Consider the following 15,885-nt stretch of genomic DNA (forward strand, 5'->3'; position numbering starts at 1 on the left):
ATTCGTACCTTTGAAAATTAAATATTTGCAAGTTTGAAACAAAAAAGAGACAGATACGAAATGCACAAATATTGGGGAAAAAAACCCTCAAATAACCTTAAAGAATTAATTGAAAAATATTCAAATGAAGGAGATACTGTGCTAGACCCATTTTCTGGGTACGGAGTTTTCTGTTCAGAAGCATACATTTTAAATAGAAATGTAATCTCAAATGACCTTAACCCTGTTGCGAATTATATTAATGTCCAACTTTTAGAAAAGGATATTGACTTAAAACTTCTTGAAAAACAGTGGGAAAAAATCAAAACTGAATTTCAACCATTTAATGAAAAATGGTTTAGTTTTATTTACAATGAAAAGCAAATTGAACTTACAACAATTTTAAGGGATAAAAATGACGTTCCATTAATGGGTAAATTCAAACCTATAGGTTCAAAAAAGTGTATTGAATTCAATTTTTCGAAAATTGAATCAAACGATTATCTCGAATTTGAAAAAAATCAAAAAATTACCGATTGGTTTCCAACCACAGAATTAATTCAGAATTCTAGAATTTCTGCTAAAATCGGAATGAATGTATCTGACTTATTTACAAAACGAACTTTAGCTTGCCACGCAAGATTATTGCACTTAATAGATAAACATTCTAAAGGCAAAGAAAAGGATTTTCTGAAAGTAGCTTTTACAGCTAATTTAGCAAATTGTTCAAAATTATTGCCACCTATAAAAAGCAGAGGTCCAATGGCACCAGGTGCGTGGATGACTGGTTTTTATATTGGAGAAACATACTTAGAAAATAATGTGCTTCATTATTTCGAAAATAGATTAAAAAAGATAATCAAAGGAAAACAGGATTTCCTAAATCAATTTGAACCCGTTGGAGAATTTAACTTCTACCCAATAGAATACTCAAATTCTTATCAAACACTTCAAAATGATGCTAAATCTTTGAATATAAAAAGTGATTCTATTGATTATGTTTTTACAGACCCACCATACGGAGATGCTGTACCTTATTTTGAACAAAGTGTTATATGGAACTCTTGGTTAAAATTTATACCAGATTATGAAAATGAAATTGTAATATCTGACAGCAAAGAAAGAGAAAAGGATATTAATAATTTCGAAAAAGAAATTAATCAAGCATTTTCAGAAATTCGAAGAGTTCTTAAACCAAACAAATATTTTTCACTGACATACCATTCTTTATCAGGTTCAGAATGGAAGGCTATTACAAATGCTTGTATCAAAAATGGTTTTGAACTTAAAGATTATGAGTGGCTTGTTCAAAAATCCTTTACACCAAGACAAATTAACCGTCTAAAAACCGTAAAGGGAGATGTTCTCGTTACACTACAAAAAAATCCTAATCCTGAACAGACAATCAACAAAACGGACAAAGAAGTAGCTAAATTATTCAAAGAACAGATAGAGTTATGGTTACTCGAAGAAGAAGGATTGGATACTAATGAAATATTTTTGAGGATAATGAAAAAGGTTTTTTCTGATAAAATAATTATTGGAGATGTTGACCTACTTAAAATATTAACAGAGAATTTTGAATTCTCGGAACAAAAGCAATGGATATTAAATGACCAATTTGAACTTCAAACAACTTGATAAATGCTTTAGAGGAAATGATTTCCCAAGCATAGAAAACGATTCTCTTGGAATCCGATTTTTAAAACTTCGTAGTATGTCTCGAAAAGACACTATGGAGGAATTCGCAGAATTACACGATATAGATTTATCGGAACTAAAATCAAAAGAATATTTCGCACACTTGTTCGAATTGGAACAAATTAGTGATGATGAAATTAACGATTTTATTAATTCACAGTATGGAACAGAGAGAGCTGAAAGAATTGAAAATCAAGATTATTTAATTGACCAACTTAACAGATTACAACATTTTGACTGGGGAGGTTCATTCGGAAACAGTCTTGAAAAAAACATAGTAAATAACTACGTTAAAAAAATTCAATCTTATGATTTAATTAACGAAGAAATTGAAGGAAATTTACTTTCTAGTTTAAGAGGTTATACTTTAAACTCTTGGTATAATCACTGGACTTCGATTCTGATTGAAGACCTTTTCAAAGACCACGAAACAGTATTGCCGACAGTAGGTTTGGTAAAAAAAATTGACTTCTTCATTAATGACATTCCTTTTGATTTAAAAGTCACATATTTCCCTGAACAACTATTAGCTGACAAATTGAAAGAAAGAGGTTATGGAAATGAACTTACAAGGTTAAAACAAATTTGTAGGAAATTAAAGATTTATATTCCTGATGACCTTAAAAGTAAAGCATTAAAACTTCACTTACATAACATAGTTTCAGAAGACCAAAGAAAAGAAGCTAAAGACTTTATTTCAGACTTAAACGAACACAAAAAGGCAATAATATCGGAAGCTGAAGAAAATCCAACAGAATTAAAAAGATGGTTTTATGAAAACCAAGGAGAAGCTAGATTTGATGCTTCTAACCGCTTCTTTTTAGTTTTGACAGACGAAAATGATATGTCTAATAGCTGGAAATTAAAAAGGAATATTGTCTACTTACGTGAAAAAATAAATCAGCATTTAGACAGCTTATCAATGGATATGTCTAGCCTAGAAACTGAATTTTATTGGAAAGGAGACCAAAAGACTTATAACTGTAAATCTGACATTTTGTTCATCAAGTACAGTGGATAAAAAAAGCCAGTGGCTAACAATGTATAAAAATAATAGCGGTTTAATCGCTAAAACAAAAGTAAGTAAATACAAAAATGGTCTGTGTTTAACCGAAAAGTTAGTGAGTGAAAATCCGCTACTATTCTTATACTAGACCGTTGGCTGTAATATGAAAAAAATCGCGATTATAATATTAGCATTAAGTTTCAACCTTGGATTTGGGCAAGTTGAAATTCCTTTTTTTGAACAAATCGCTTTTGATTTTTACAAAGACAGTTTATTGACAAAATTCCCTGTCGACAAGCGAATAAAAATTCCTAAATACACGACTGACTTTCACTTCTCTTCTTATAAATTTCAAGTTAATGAGTGTCTGTCTGGAGAATTATTGACAGAGGGAAAGGAACTGGAAATTTTTGGAATTTATGCTCTGGAACAAATGGATTTTGATTCCCCAACTCACATAATGAATTATGACAACTTGGACAAAAAACAGTTTCGGATTAAAAAATCTAAAAGTAGTAGCGGTATGAATTTAAGAATTTCTCAACCATATCATAAAAAAGATTATTTTGAGAATTTTTATGTAATTGTATCGGAAAACTATAAAAGAAAAAGCACCACTTATTATCTATTAATTGACAAAAATGGAAACGTAAATAATTGGTGCAGGAAAGAATCGGAATTGGTAATAATATATTAACGGATGGAAAAAATACTACAGCCAACAATGTATAACCGCAATTACGGCGGATTCGACTACGTCCGAATCCACTCGGAATTGCTGACATCAGTGCTTAACCGAAAATTAACGCATATAAACCCGTAACTGACGGTTATACGAGACCGTTGGCAAACATTTGACCCTCATATAAAAATGAAAGAGCTTAAAGACAAACTCAAATTATGGCCTTTAAATTTCGTAAAGAAAAATCCTAAAACAACCCTTTGGATTTTAGGAGTCACATTACCTCTTTGTCTTTTATTCATTTTTGCAATACTATTTAATGGTGGTAGGATAAAATACAAGGAATATATCGATATTGACACTAGAAATATAGAAATTGTTGACACTATTAAAGTTGTTGAATATGACACTATCAATAAAATAGTATATGACACCATAACAAAAGAGGTGGTAAGAACAATAACAAAAAAAAGACCTAGCAATAATATTACTAATGGTTCAAACTCTAATTTCGGTACAAATTCAGGTATTATTGGAGATAATGGAACAATAAATAATTTTGGCGAAAAACCAATAACACTTTCGTTAAGAGAAAAACAAATCATACAAGATTCTTTAAATTATTATATTAATTCTAAATTAGACATAAACAAACGTATTAACTTAAACATAGAGCAATCTAGCGGAAACATTAGGTCGTATGAAAAATCTATGTTGATTTCAGAGTATATTTTTGGAAAAAATAATCCGAATTATGGTAAGTTATCAACTTATGTAACAACTTCTCCTTTATATAAAAAATTCGTCTTTAAGGTCAATCCAGCTGACAATTCAATATCAATAATGGTGGGTAACTATTAATCATTTTTCAGTAACTCTTCATAAACCAATATTATTACGACTATAAATAAGCAATTCCAAAATTGAATAAAACCCAGAGCAGTAAGCCAACCAACGGTAACTGAACATATATATCCAAAAAAAGTTTTTATCATGATGAGTTTAAATAAAAACGTTTGCCAACAATGTGTAAAAACCATTGCTTCGGACATTTCCTTCGGAAAGTCCTCGTCCACTCCTAATTTTGTTTCTTTTTTCTTTCATTTTTCTCTAAATTTACGCAACGGATTCTTACACGAACCGTTGTACGCAAGCTGAAAAAAGAGCCATCCCACATTCAAGCACATTTGGTTTTTGCCGAAGCTCAACCCAACGCTGAAAAAACCAAAAGAGCTTGACTTCCCCACCGCCACCCGATATTGGAAAAATTACAGTGAATATTCAATATCTAACAGGCAATAAATTCAGTGTATGAAAATGAATCATTAGTTAATATTAAATCCTATGCGTACCCCAAAACTCTCGTATTTACTATCACGCCAACTATTGTAAAAATCAACTCGCCAGTTGTCAAAAATTTTATCCATCCCAACACCAAGCTCAACATAATTTCCGCTAGCTTCTGTATAAAGATAATTTACCCCCACAACTGGTTGAAACTTTACTTCATCATAAATAGTATAGAGTGATTCAAAATAATGTTCGTAATGTCCCTGAATATAAAAATCTGCTGTACTATTACTATAATATTCCAATAACTGAAATTGGTTATTGCCATAAGTTCCATACACCGTTTCCTTCCCCTTAAAATGATTGAAATCTACAAAAGTCAGATTATCCTTTTTAAGGAAATCACCAACCTCAATAAAAAACCTTCCACGATTATAGCCTATTTCATAATCATCCTGAATACTTAAAGAAAGTTTTTCATAAGAGACATCGCCACCAAGAATGTCATCATTAGCATTTGTATAGGAAAGTGTAAGTGCAGGATATTTCCCTTTGGATATCAATTGCCCTCTCTTTCTTTCTAAACGATGACCTATTTGCCAACGTAGCTCTGCCTCAAACACTACAGCCGTGTTTTTTTCAAAAGCTGTATTTGCAAGTTCCACATTTTCAGGGTTGTTTGATGTAAAGTCTTCATCGTCTTCATATTTGGTTAGATTGTTCAGAGGATTCCGCTCATTCCAACTAAAGGTTGTGCTTAAAAGAAAGTTTTTAAACGGAGATACTGTTTGGCTAAATTCGATGTATGACCGCTCATAAGCTTTCAAGAAGTTTTCGCTAAAAGCGAAAGTGTACAAAGTGTTATTGAATGCGCTTAGTGTACTTTCATCATATAGTTGTTCAATAGCTCGACCACCAGACAGTTCAAGCAGTCCATTCTTATTCGGATTGTAGAAATACTGTGTTTTCAATTGTGCTTGAAAACGTTCGTTCCCAAATCCATATCTGAGATTTGGATTTAAGCTAAAAAACCGACCATCTTGATAATTTTGAGTAAACTTTACCTGTGGGTTGAACACAAAACCTTCCACGGTGTTTGCTGAAAACAGCTCGAATGCATTTGAGATATACCAAACTTGGTTTTTCTCTGGATTCTCAAACAACACACCCGAAAATAGAATTTGTGGAACACTAATAGCGTTAGTTTTCCTTTTTTGTGGTGTTTCACCATTCTGCGCCTGTAATGCTTGCATAAAAAAGATACAAACCAAAAGGACAAATATACTAATGCGATACGTTCTAATTGCTTTCATAATAATTCGATTTGAAAATTGATACTGCAAATGAATTGAGAATCTGAATGTTGGAAAAGCAGTTTGTGTCGGGCGGGCAAATAATCATTTGAACTGCAATAATTCATTCACACGGCTATATTGCAACTCGCCAGATTCCATTTTTGGGAAATAAATTTATTTTAAATATTTGCCATTCAATGAATTAATAATCGTTTCTTGTAAATACTATATTTGAATACATTGAAAAAAGAAATCCTACTTATCGTCCTTTTTTATGCACTTATGGGTGTGTTCTATCAAGCTGTACTGAACATTGATATTGGTCGGTGGCTCAACCCAATGGGTATGATAATAAACTTCGTGCTCAAAGCTATATTGACCATTCCCTTGATTTGGCTTTTCTTTAAAAAACTAAGGTCACTTTCCATTTGGAAGAAAGGATGGCTACACCTAATCACAATGCCACTGTTTACATTGATATGGATTTATGTGTATTATGTACTCTGTGATTATTATGGCCTTTTTAGGCTTCAAGGGCAACGCGTGGTTTGGGATGTGTATCTAACCCTTCTTTTTTATGCGATTCAATTTGGCATTTTTCACATCTATATATATTCCAAAGAACTCAGGGAACAAGAATTATTGTCTGCTGAACTGAAACGATTGAATGCAGAAAGCGAACTATCGGCTCTAAAAGCACAATTAAATCCCCACTTTTTGTACAATGTGTTCAACACAATAAACTCTGCTATACCAACGACGGCGAAAAATGCCCGAAATATGGTCAACGAACTTTCGGATTTGTTTCGATATCAATTAAAAGCTTCTCGAGAAAAACGAATACCTCTGGAAGAAGAACTGGAATTTGTTAGAAAATATCTGGATTTGGAAAAAGAACGATTTGGAAAGAGGCTGACTTATGAGATAATTGCTGACAGAGAATCAGCAGAGCTACTAATACCACCTATCATTATTCAACCTATAGTTGAAAATAGTGTAAAGCACGGTATCTCGCCACAAATAGAAGGCGGTCATATTACAATTAATGTGACCCGTCGTAATGATGAGCTCGAAATTTCTATCTCCGATACAGGTAAGGGCATTAATGGTGAATCAAAAGATACATTGTTAAGCAAAGGCGTTGGACTATCCAACACTAATGAAAGACTTATAAAAATATACGGAACAGGAATAAAACTAACAGAAAACAAGCCCAAGGGACTGTGTGTAAAATTTTCCATTCCGTTAGAAAAAATTGAAACACAATGAAAAAGGTAATTATCGTTGATGACGAGGAGCCAGCAAGAAAGCTGATTAAAGAATTTTTACAACCCCATAAAGACTTGGTCATTATTGAAGAATGCAACAATGGTGTTGATGCGGTAAAGGCCATAAATACCTTTAAACCAGATTTAGTATTTCTAGATATTCAGATGCCAGGGTTTACAGGTTTTGAAGTATTACAACGTTTAGATAAAATGCCACAAATCATCTTCTCAACGGCCTATGACCAATATGCGTTTAAAGCCTTTGAGGTTCACGCTGTGGACTACCTTTTAAAACCTTTTAAGCAAGAACGGTTTGACGAAGCCGTTCAAAAAATTATGGATAATGATAAGGGGTATTTATCTCAGTTACAAAACTTGGTAAGCGGTTTAAACGAACAAGAAACTCATTTAACCAATATTTTGGTATCGGTTCGGAATAAGCTCATAAATATTCCTGTTGACACCATTATTTACATTAAAGCAGATGGCAATTATGCAAAACTGATTTTAGAAAAGGATTCGCACTTAACGAGTTACGGTCTTTCAAAACTGGAAGAAAAACTGAACACCCAACAATTCATCAGGGTACATCGGTCAACCGTAATCAATATCAATGCGGTAAAGGAAGCCTACAGTTATCCTTCGAGTTACGAGCTCATTATGACCAATGGAGATATTGTCAAAGTTAGCCGAAGCTATTTGGAAAACATCAGGAAGTTAATTGTTTAAAATCTTCTCTCTTTAATCAATAGTTTCACTTAAAGGAAAGCCATATTAATTATCAAAAACGAACTGTTATGAAAATCAAGATAATCGTATTATTTCTAATATACATTACCAGAAATTTAAACAATTAGAATGGAGTACCTAAAACCAAAGCTAGTTCAAGCACTTTCAAAGTTTTCTCGTGCCTCACAAATTTAAAAGAGCTTTCACGCCAATGCTGAATGACAGTCTGAACGGAAAATGCCAGCGTACAACAACGTATATAAAAAATAGCTCACTAAGTATAAGACTCGAAGTTTTGCACTTTTTTATTACTTTAGTTTTAATAATGAAAATCTAGCAAATTAACACGCTACTTTTCATATACCAACCGTTACCTACAATTATGAAAAAAATTTCGTTACTGATTTTAACTTTGATTTTTATTGCAAGTTGTGACTCAAAACAAACTTCATCGGAATTAAAAGAATTGACCGAAAAATTAACCGAAAAAGAAAATCGGATTTCGGAATTACAAACTCAAATTGAGAATTTAGAAAAAGAAAATAAAACGTTCGAAAACACTCAAACTTCTGATTATTATCGCTTCGTGCAAACTTCGGACTCTGAAATAAATGTTGCGGAAAAATTAAAAAGCGGAGAAAGAAAATTAATTGATAAAAAGGATTTTAAAGACACTTTAGATATTTCAGACAATTTTTTCGTTTATGAACACACATCTGAAATTACTCAAACGTCTGAATCGGAATTTGAATCTATTCTTCGTGATTTTGACCAAGTCAAATCGGAATATGGAAATGACTTTTTTGTGAGAGTAATGACTTTTTATAATGGACAAAGTTTACCTCTTGAAACTGAAAATTCTAAAACGGATATTCATATTTTAATTCAACCGACTGAATTGGGTTATGAAAATAAAACGTTCGTGATTTCGGACTTTTATGATGTTGACATTAAAACACTTGAAAAGAAAGCAAATAGTGTTGAACTAACTTTTGAACACGGAAAGTTTCCGAGAAAAAAGGAATTCGTAATTATAAAACCTGAATTAGTGAAATTTGGAAATAAATAACTGTAGGTAACAACGTATATAATCCATTGCTAGTGAAGGCTTACTTACGAAAATCCTCGCGGATTTTCTATTCGGTTTTTATTTGCTAAATTACGTGCTAAACCACGCAACGTATCATATACAAAACCGTTACCCAACATTTTGAAAAACGTCACGAAAAATAATCTTGAATTGAATTTAAAAGAGGCTACTTCTACTCTATTAGAAATGGCAAGAAACTCTTGTTGGAATAACATTTCGGAAAATACGAGCTACATAATTTCGGAAATCAAAAATGACTCTCGAAATTTTAAAATCCAGAGACTTGAGAGGAATAAAGCGAATCGAAAAAAGAAACCTGTAACGCTGGAAAACGCAACAACTGAATTAAAATCGATTTACGAAAACCTGTACGACATCAATCTGGAAATTTATAAAAGTCGGAAAAACGAAACGATTGTTGATATTCGATATTATCCGAAATCAGCACTTGAATCTGACTATTACAAAAAAGTAAAAAATAACGAGCCAATGCTACATTGCAAAGTTGGAATTCCACCTTATGTAAGTGACAAGTCAAAAAAATATGACGTGAATTGGGAACTTGGCGGAATAAGACACGAATGGAACTCATTTTGGAATAGAATCCAATTCAAATGGAAATACAGAAACCGAATAAAAAACGTTGGGTAACAATGTATAACCGCAATTACGGCGGATTCGACTACGTCCGAATCCACTCGGAATTGCTAACGTCAATGCCAAACCGAAAATTAACGCTTATTAACCCGTAACTGACGGTTATACGAGACCGTTACCACACATTTGAAAAACGAACACCATGATAAAAATTAAAACTAAAAATTATAAGTCAAAGCCACTTATAGCGTATATGACCGAATTAAAAGAAGCAACTTTTAACGAAACTTTAAAATCTGTCAAACATGAGTTTGATAAAATTTTTAAAGACTATAAATGTTCCGAACATGATAAACAATCAAAAGGAACAATTACAATAAGTGTTAACGCTTCAAATGATAAATTAAAGTATGATTTAACAGACTTTTGCTGTGAAAATTTTAAGAAAGAGATAAATAGCAATCTTAAAAAATAATTTCATTTTTATAAGTCATACTAAAACCAAACTTTGATAATTGAACTTTATTTTGTTCAATTATTTTGAGCGATTCAATTATTTCGTTGACATTTTTAGTTTTTTTTTCAAACTCATTGACAACTTGCTCAATAGTTTTTGACATAATATAAAATTTATAAAATGCTAAAAAAGAACTTTGATATAAGATAGTGAGTTGAATATAGTTAACGTTTGGTGTACTCACTTTAATGCAAAACCATCATTCGTAGGCTTAATTTAGTTAGGAGGTTTTCTAACGACTAAACTAAATCAAATGATTTATGTTAAGTTTAAAAAGTTCGAGATTAAAATTTCTCTACTCGAACTTGGAGTGCTTTACTTGATACTATTTTAAGTAAACTAAAGGGTGTTAACAGCACCCTTTTCAAATCACTAATCAAAATATCAAAGAACTTAATTAACATAAATCACTCACTTAATAACGGCGGAATGAATAAACCGTAATATAATTAATAAAAAACGTGTGGTAACAACGTATATAATTTATTGCTAGTCATAGTTTGCTTACGAAAATCCTCTCGGATTTTCTATTCGGTTTGTACTTGCTGAATTTGTTACCTTACCTCGCAACAAATCATATACAAACCGTTGTACACCATTTGCGAAATGAACGAAAACGAGATAATTAATAAAGCAATTCAAGAATTAAAATCTGCCGAAAAACCATACGTTATGTTTAAAGACTTTTCGTTTTTAAGCGGAATGGAATGGGGAGAAGACCGATTTCAAAAAATCAGATATTTATTAATTAAATCCTCGCCATTTGAAAAACATACTGACCACGCAATTAAATTTTCAGAAATTGGACTTGAAATTGCTAATAACCACAAAGATTGGTTTGCTTACAAAAAGTCCTTAAAACCAAAAACGGATTATGTAAAATGGATTGGTGTTGGAATAGCTGGATTGTCTCTGATTTGGAATATTTATCAAGGAATTACGAATAGTAAATTAAGGGATGACAATCGAATTCTTGGAGATGAGATTGAAGCGTTGGAAAAGGAAAATGCTGGTTTGGAACAATTATTAAAAAAAGCGCAGGAATGAGTTGGGACATTGTACTTTTTAATTCAAAACAGAAAATCCAATCGGTTGCTGAACTGGACGAAAACCAACTCAAACCAACTGACTTTAGCGGAATATTAGAAAAATCATTTGACCAATTAAAAAAGGACGGAAATCACAGAGAAATAATCGGAACTGATTTTACGATTGACTTTTTTGCCGACAACGAGCATTCAAGCAATTTTATGCTTTCATTATATGGAGAAAACGCAATTTATGCCTTGATTGAATTATCGAAAAAGTATAATTGGCAGATTTACGACTCTGGAATTGATGGAATGGTTGACTTGGAGAATCCCGAAAATAACGGATTTGACAATCACAGAAAATATGTTGAACAGATATTAGAAAATAAATAAAAACGGTGTACAACAATGGCTATAAGTAATTGCTTGTTCTCGCCTACTTCTGAAAATCCGCGAGGATTTTCAGCTTGGTGTGCACTTGCAAAGTTAACCGCTAACCCACGCAACTACTCATAGCCGAGACCGTTGTACACAAGCTCTGAAAAGCCAACCGCACAGTCAAGCACATTTTATTTTGCTCGTACCTCACAAAATAAAAAGAGCTTGCCTTTTCCAACCGCTGATTGAAAATAAAACTGAAAGTTGATATAAAAATCGCAATTTATTTTTACATTTGCTAAAAATGGGTCAAATGACAAGTTTCGGAAATTATATTAAGACTGAAAGAGAAAAACGAGAATGGACACAAACCGAACTCGGAACTAAAATCGGAATCAATACAAGTGCTATTTGCAGAATTGAAAATGGTAGTCAAAAATTCAGTAAATCTAAATTGAAAAAGCTTTCAGAACTATTTCAAACTGATTTACAAATTGTTACCGATTTATTTTTTGCTGACAAATTTGTAAAAGAAGCTCTAAAATATAAATGCTCTGAATCCATTTTTTCTGTAGCAGAAGATACTGCTAATTATTACAGAAATGTCAATGTAAAACAAGGAAAATTAGAATTATGAAAAAACCATTAACATATATTAGCCTTTTCAGTAGTGCTGGTGTTGGATGCTATGGCTTCAAACTTAATGGTTTTGAATGTATTGCAACTAACGAGCTACTTACTAAAAGACTTAAAATACAAGCTTTTAACAACAAATGTAAATACGAAAGTGGATACATTGATGGAGATATTACCAAACAAGAAGTTAAAAGAAAACTTCTAAATGAATTAGAGTTTTGGCAAGAGAAACATAAAATTAAAACGCCAGATGTTTTAATAGCAACGCCACCTTGTCAAGGTATGTCAGTTGCAAATCACAAAAAGAATGATGAAATATCAAGAAATTCTTTAGTAGTTGAATCAATAAAATTAACAAATAAGATTCTTCCAAAATATTTTGTTTTTGAGAATGTACGAGCATTTTTAAACACTACGTGTACAGACATTGATGGAGTTGTAAAACCAATAAAAGAAACGATTAAATATAATCTTGGTGGTAGTTACAATATTTTATACAAAATTGTAAACTTCAAAGAATATGGTTCTAATTCAAGTAGAACAAGAACATTAGTTATTGGAGTTAGAAAAGATATTCCAAACATCACACCTTATGATATATTTCCAAAAAAGCAAAAATCAAAAACTTTACGACAGCTTATTGGAGATTTACCATCATTAACACAAATGGGAGAAATTTCAAATGACATTTTTCATTCTTACCGAGAATTTGACCAAAGAATGCTTCCTTGGATAGAAAATTTGGAAGAAGGTCAATCAGCATTTGAAAATTCAGAACCTGAAAGAATTCCTCACCGAATTATTAACGGAGAAGTTGTTTACAACAAAAGTAAAAATGGAGACAAATATGCTCGTTGGTATTGGGATAAAGAAGGACCTTGTGTTCATACAAGAAATGATATTTTAGCAAGTCAAAATACGGTTCACCCATCAGATAATAGAGTATTTTCAATAAGAGAATTAATGAGAATGCTATCTATTCCAGAATCTTTTGAATGGTCGCATATTAAAACTGAAAAACTTAATAAGTTTACAGAATTAGAGAAAAAGGCTTTCTTAAAAAAGGAAGAGCTTAACATTAGACATTGTTTAGGCGAAGCAGTTCCAACAGGAGTTTTTAAAAACATTGCCTCTAATATTAAAAAAGCTAACAAAAATGAAAGTTTGTCTTTATCACAAATAAAATCTCTTGAAGAAGAATTCAAGCTAAACGAAACAGATAATATCGTAAGTTTCATCAAGACTAACTTCAAAAACTATTCTTTAGATAATATTTTTTTAATAGCAGAGCATTCAAACTCGGAAAGATTAAAAACAAGTGCTTATTTTACAAGAAAAGACATTGCATATTCTGTAATTAAGGATTTACCAGAACTTAAGAAAAAAAAGAAAATAAGAATTCTTGAACCATCTGTTGGAGTTGGTAATTTTATTCCATTATTGTTTGAAAAATATGAAAATAAGGACGAAGTAATTCTTGATGTTTGTGATATTGACAACAATTCACTACAAATTTTAAAGACAATTTTGTCAAAAATTAAAGTTCCGAAAAACTTTAAAATCAATTTCAAACACACTGATTTTCTACTTTGGAATTGTAAGACAAAATACGACATTGTTGTTGGTAATCCACCATATGGCAAAGTAACAAAGAACAAAGAATTATTAGATTTATATAAGTTTAAAGCTCAAAATTCTGACACTAATAATATATTTTCCTTTTTTATAGAAAAGTCATTGCGTTTAGGAAACTATGTTTCTTTAATCGTACCTAAAAGCTTATTAAATGCACCTGAATTTAATAAAACAAGAGATGTTTTAAAAAGTTGTGATTTAAAGAAAATTTGCGACTACGGAGAAAAAGCTTTTAAAGGTGTAAAAATTGAAACCGTAAGTTTTTTATGTTCTTCTTCTGTTCCTACAAGTGATAAAGTTATAATAGAAAGTTACATCAAAAACTCGTACAAAGAAGAAAGCAAAGATTATATTTTTTCTAATGATTTTCCTTATTGGTTAATTTACAGAGATACGAGTTTTGATAATGTTGTTTCGAAAATGAAACTTGATATTTTTAATAGTTTCAGAGATAGACAAATTACAAAATCAATCACACAAAATAAAGGTAAAGTAAGAGTTTTAAAATCAAGAAATATTGGTAACAATGAAGTAAAGGAAATTGATGGCTATGATTGTTACGTTGATGAAATTGAGAAACTTGCAGTTTCTAAATTCTACAACGAATCTGATGTAGTAATGGTTCCAAATTTAACTTACTACCCAAGAGCAAGTTTTTTACCAAAAAATACAATAACTGATGGTTCAGTTGCTTTATTGACTTTAAAAAATGGAAGTCGTTTACCAACGGAACAAGATTTAGAATTTTATAGCACAGAAGAATTTGAGAACTATTATAGAGTTGCAAGAAACTACGGAACAAGGTCTTTAAACATTGACAATAACTCTGTATTTTTCTTTGGCTTATTAAAAGAAATAACTGAATGAGCAAAGTATTAAATGACCATTTTAATGGTTTAGATTTAGATATAAGAAAAAAAAATATTGGAACTTTTATGGACCAAAAAGTAACACCTGATGTAGTTTCAGGTGTTGCAGAATGTGTTTTAGAGTATTTGAGCAAAAATGAAGAACCATTTACTATAAATGATATTAGATACTTTGATTATTCAAATCAACTTGTAAAGGAAGTATTTAATAAACCAGATGTTCAAAAAGCCGAAAACGAATATGATAAATTCTTTTCTCAACCAATCAAGATGTTTGCATATGCAGGTATATTAGAAGAAGATTTAACAAAGAGACCTTATAAATATTCTGTTGCAAACAATGCTATTTTAGAATATGTTGGAATGCGTGAAAGAAATGCAGTAACGTTTTTACAAGAATATTTAGAGAAATTAATTTCAGATAGTGGTATTAAAAAACTTTTTGATGACTTTTTTATTTCTCAAAATAGAGCTGGCTATGAACGATTAAAAACTCGCTTTATTGATTTTATTATAGAGAACACACCTAAAAACGACCCAGTTGATATTTCAAGAATATTTACAAAAATCATAAACCCATTAGCTTATAAAGAGAAAAAATTCGGAACAAGACGAGGAAGAATTTCACAAACAGTAATTTCTCTTGATGAATTATATTACAACAGACCTAATTGGCGAGATATTAATAAGGATAAATCTCTTACAAGAGAGGAAGCTAAAGCTCTATTTGAAGATGTAGTTGACAATAAAAATTTCTTTAGATATCAAGTTTCTAAAGCAAAGAATTTTGTTAGAAAACTTCAACCATATAGTGAAATACATCGATTTGAACAATATCCTGGTTTACAAGCGCATCATATATTTATGGAAAGTGAATTTCCTCAAATTGCAGATTTGCCAGAAAACATAATAATCCTAACACCTAATCAACATTATTTTAGAGCTCATCCAAATAATAAAACTTCAGTTATAGATGAAAAATATCAAGCCATATGTTTGATTTCAAAATTAGATTCTATTGAGATAAACAATCGTTCTGGAGAAAGTGATTACTCATTAGAAGATTTTATTAATGTGTTAAATGTTGGTTTTGAAACAGACCATTTCAATACAGGAATGGATTATGAAGAAGTTAAACATCAAATAATGAATCACGTTTATGCCAACGCTTAAAGCCATACA

General features: G+C 31.2%; 15 protein-coding genes. 14 read left to right on the plus strand and 1 reads right to left on the minus strand.

All coding sequences use genetic code 11. The features are described 5' to 3' along the window. The first annotated feature begins 33 nt into the window (after positions 1-33). From M0214_RS14410 to M0214_RS14425, 4 genes are all read left to right on the plus strand, one after another. Positions 34-1,620 (plus strand): DNA methyltransferase, encoded by a 1,587-nt coding sequence (locus tag M0214_RS14410; RefSeq protein ID WP_248723261.1) that lies wholly within the window; start codon positions 34-36, stop codon positions 1,618-1,620. Then, positions 1,592-2,701 carry a hypothetical protein gene (locus M0214_RS14415; RefSeq protein ID WP_248723262.1) on the plus strand — a complete coding sequence of 370 codons (1,110 nt, stop codon included), beginning with the start codon at positions 1,592-1,594 and terminating at the stop codon, positions 2,699-2,701. Before M0214_RS14410 ends, M0214_RS14415 begins: the two co-directional genes overlap by 29 nt. A gap of 148 nt (positions 2,702-2,849) precedes the next feature. Beyond that, positions 2,850-3,383, plus strand: coding sequence for a hypothetical protein (locus M0214_RS14420; protein WP_248723263.1), 534 nt, complete (start codon positions 2,850-2,852; stop codon positions 3,381-3,383). A 174-nt stretch (positions 3,384-3,557) separates the two neighbouring features. Next, entirely contained in the window at positions 3,558-4,229 is a 672-nt protein-coding gene (locus M0214_RS14425) for a hypothetical protein (protein WP_248723264.1), read from the plus strand. 464 nt (positions 4,230-4,693) lie between these two features. Here the strand turns inward: M0214_RS14425 and M0214_RS14430 are convergent, their stop codons facing one another. After that, on the minus strand, positions 4,694-5,971 hold the full coding sequence (locus tag M0214_RS14430) for a DUF5686 family protein (RefSeq protein ID WP_248723265.1): 1,278 nt from the start codon (positions 5,969-5,971) through the stop codon (positions 4,694-4,696). A gap of 213 nt (positions 5,972-6,184) precedes the next feature. Between M0214_RS14430 and M0214_RS14435 the strand changes: the two genes are divergently transcribed. The 10 genes from M0214_RS14435 (at position 6,185) to M0214_RS14480 (ending at position 15,876) form a co-directional block, all read left to right on the plus strand. Further along, positions 6,185-7,222, plus strand: a complete 1,038-nt coding sequence (locus M0214_RS14435; RefSeq protein WP_248723266.1) for a sensor histidine kinase — start codon at positions 6,185-6,187, stop codon at positions 7,220-7,222. After that, complete coding sequence (locus M0214_RS14440) at positions 7,219-7,950, plus strand: LytTR family DNA-binding domain-containing protein (protein WP_248723267.1); 732 nt, start codon at positions 7,219-7,221, stop codon at positions 7,948-7,950. The genes M0214_RS14435 and M0214_RS14440 overlap by 4 nt, the downstream gene beginning before the upstream one ends. Before the next feature lie 382 nt (positions 7,951-8,332). Then, positions 8,333-9,019 carry a V-type ATPase subunit a family protein gene (locus tag M0214_RS14445; RefSeq protein WP_248723268.1) on the plus strand — a complete coding sequence of 229 codons (687 nt, stop codon included), beginning with the start codon at positions 8,333-8,335 and terminating at the stop codon, positions 9,017-9,019. 141 nt (positions 9,020-9,160) lie between these two features. Then, the gene (locus tag M0214_RS14450; protein ID WP_248723269.1) at positions 9,161-9,691 is read left to right on the plus strand and encodes a hypothetical protein; all 531 of its coding nucleotides are present in this window, start codon (positions 9,161-9,163) and stop codon (positions 9,689-9,691) included. 148 nt (positions 9,692-9,839) lie between these two features. Beyond that, a complete protein-coding gene (locus tag M0214_RS14455; protein WP_248723270.1) occupies positions 9,840-10,112 on the plus strand; it encodes a hypothetical protein in 273 nt (90 codons plus the stop codon). A 648-nt stretch (positions 10,113-10,760) separates the two neighbouring features. Further along, positions 10,761-11,201 (plus strand): hypothetical protein, encoded by a 441-nt coding sequence (locus M0214_RS14460; protein ID WP_248723271.1) that lies wholly within the window; start codon positions 10,761-10,763, stop codon positions 11,199-11,201. Next, positions 11,198-11,578, plus strand: a complete 381-nt coding sequence (locus M0214_RS14465) for a hypothetical protein (protein ID WP_248723272.1) — start codon at positions 11,198-11,200, stop codon at positions 11,576-11,578. Before M0214_RS14460 ends, M0214_RS14465 begins: the two co-directional genes overlap by 4 nt. A gap of 298 nt (positions 11,579-11,876) precedes the next feature. Then, positions 11,877-12,200: a helix-turn-helix domain-containing protein gene (locus tag M0214_RS14470; RefSeq protein WP_248723273.1), complete on the plus strand. Its 324-nt coding sequence runs from the start codon at positions 11,877-11,879 to the stop codon at positions 12,198-12,200. After that, positions 12,197-14,701 (plus strand): DNA cytosine methyltransferase, encoded by a 2,505-nt coding sequence (locus M0214_RS14475; RefSeq protein ID WP_248723274.1) that lies wholly within the window; start codon positions 12,197-12,199, stop codon positions 14,699-14,701. Before M0214_RS14470 ends, M0214_RS14475 begins: the two co-directional genes overlap by 4 nt. Beyond that, the gene (locus M0214_RS14480; RefSeq protein WP_248723275.1) at positions 14,698-15,876 is read left to right on the plus strand and encodes a hypothetical protein; all 1,179 of its coding nucleotides are present in this window, start codon (positions 14,698-14,700) and stop codon (positions 15,874-15,876) included. The genes M0214_RS14475 and M0214_RS14480 overlap by 4 nt, the downstream gene beginning before the upstream one ends. Positions 15,877-15,885 lie beyond the last annotated feature (9 nt).

The organism is Seonamhaeicola sp. ML3 (genome assembly GCF_023273855.1).
Taxonomy (GTDB): domain Bacteria; phylum Bacteroidota; class Bacteroidia; order Flavobacteriales; family Flavobacteriaceae; genus Seonamhaeicola.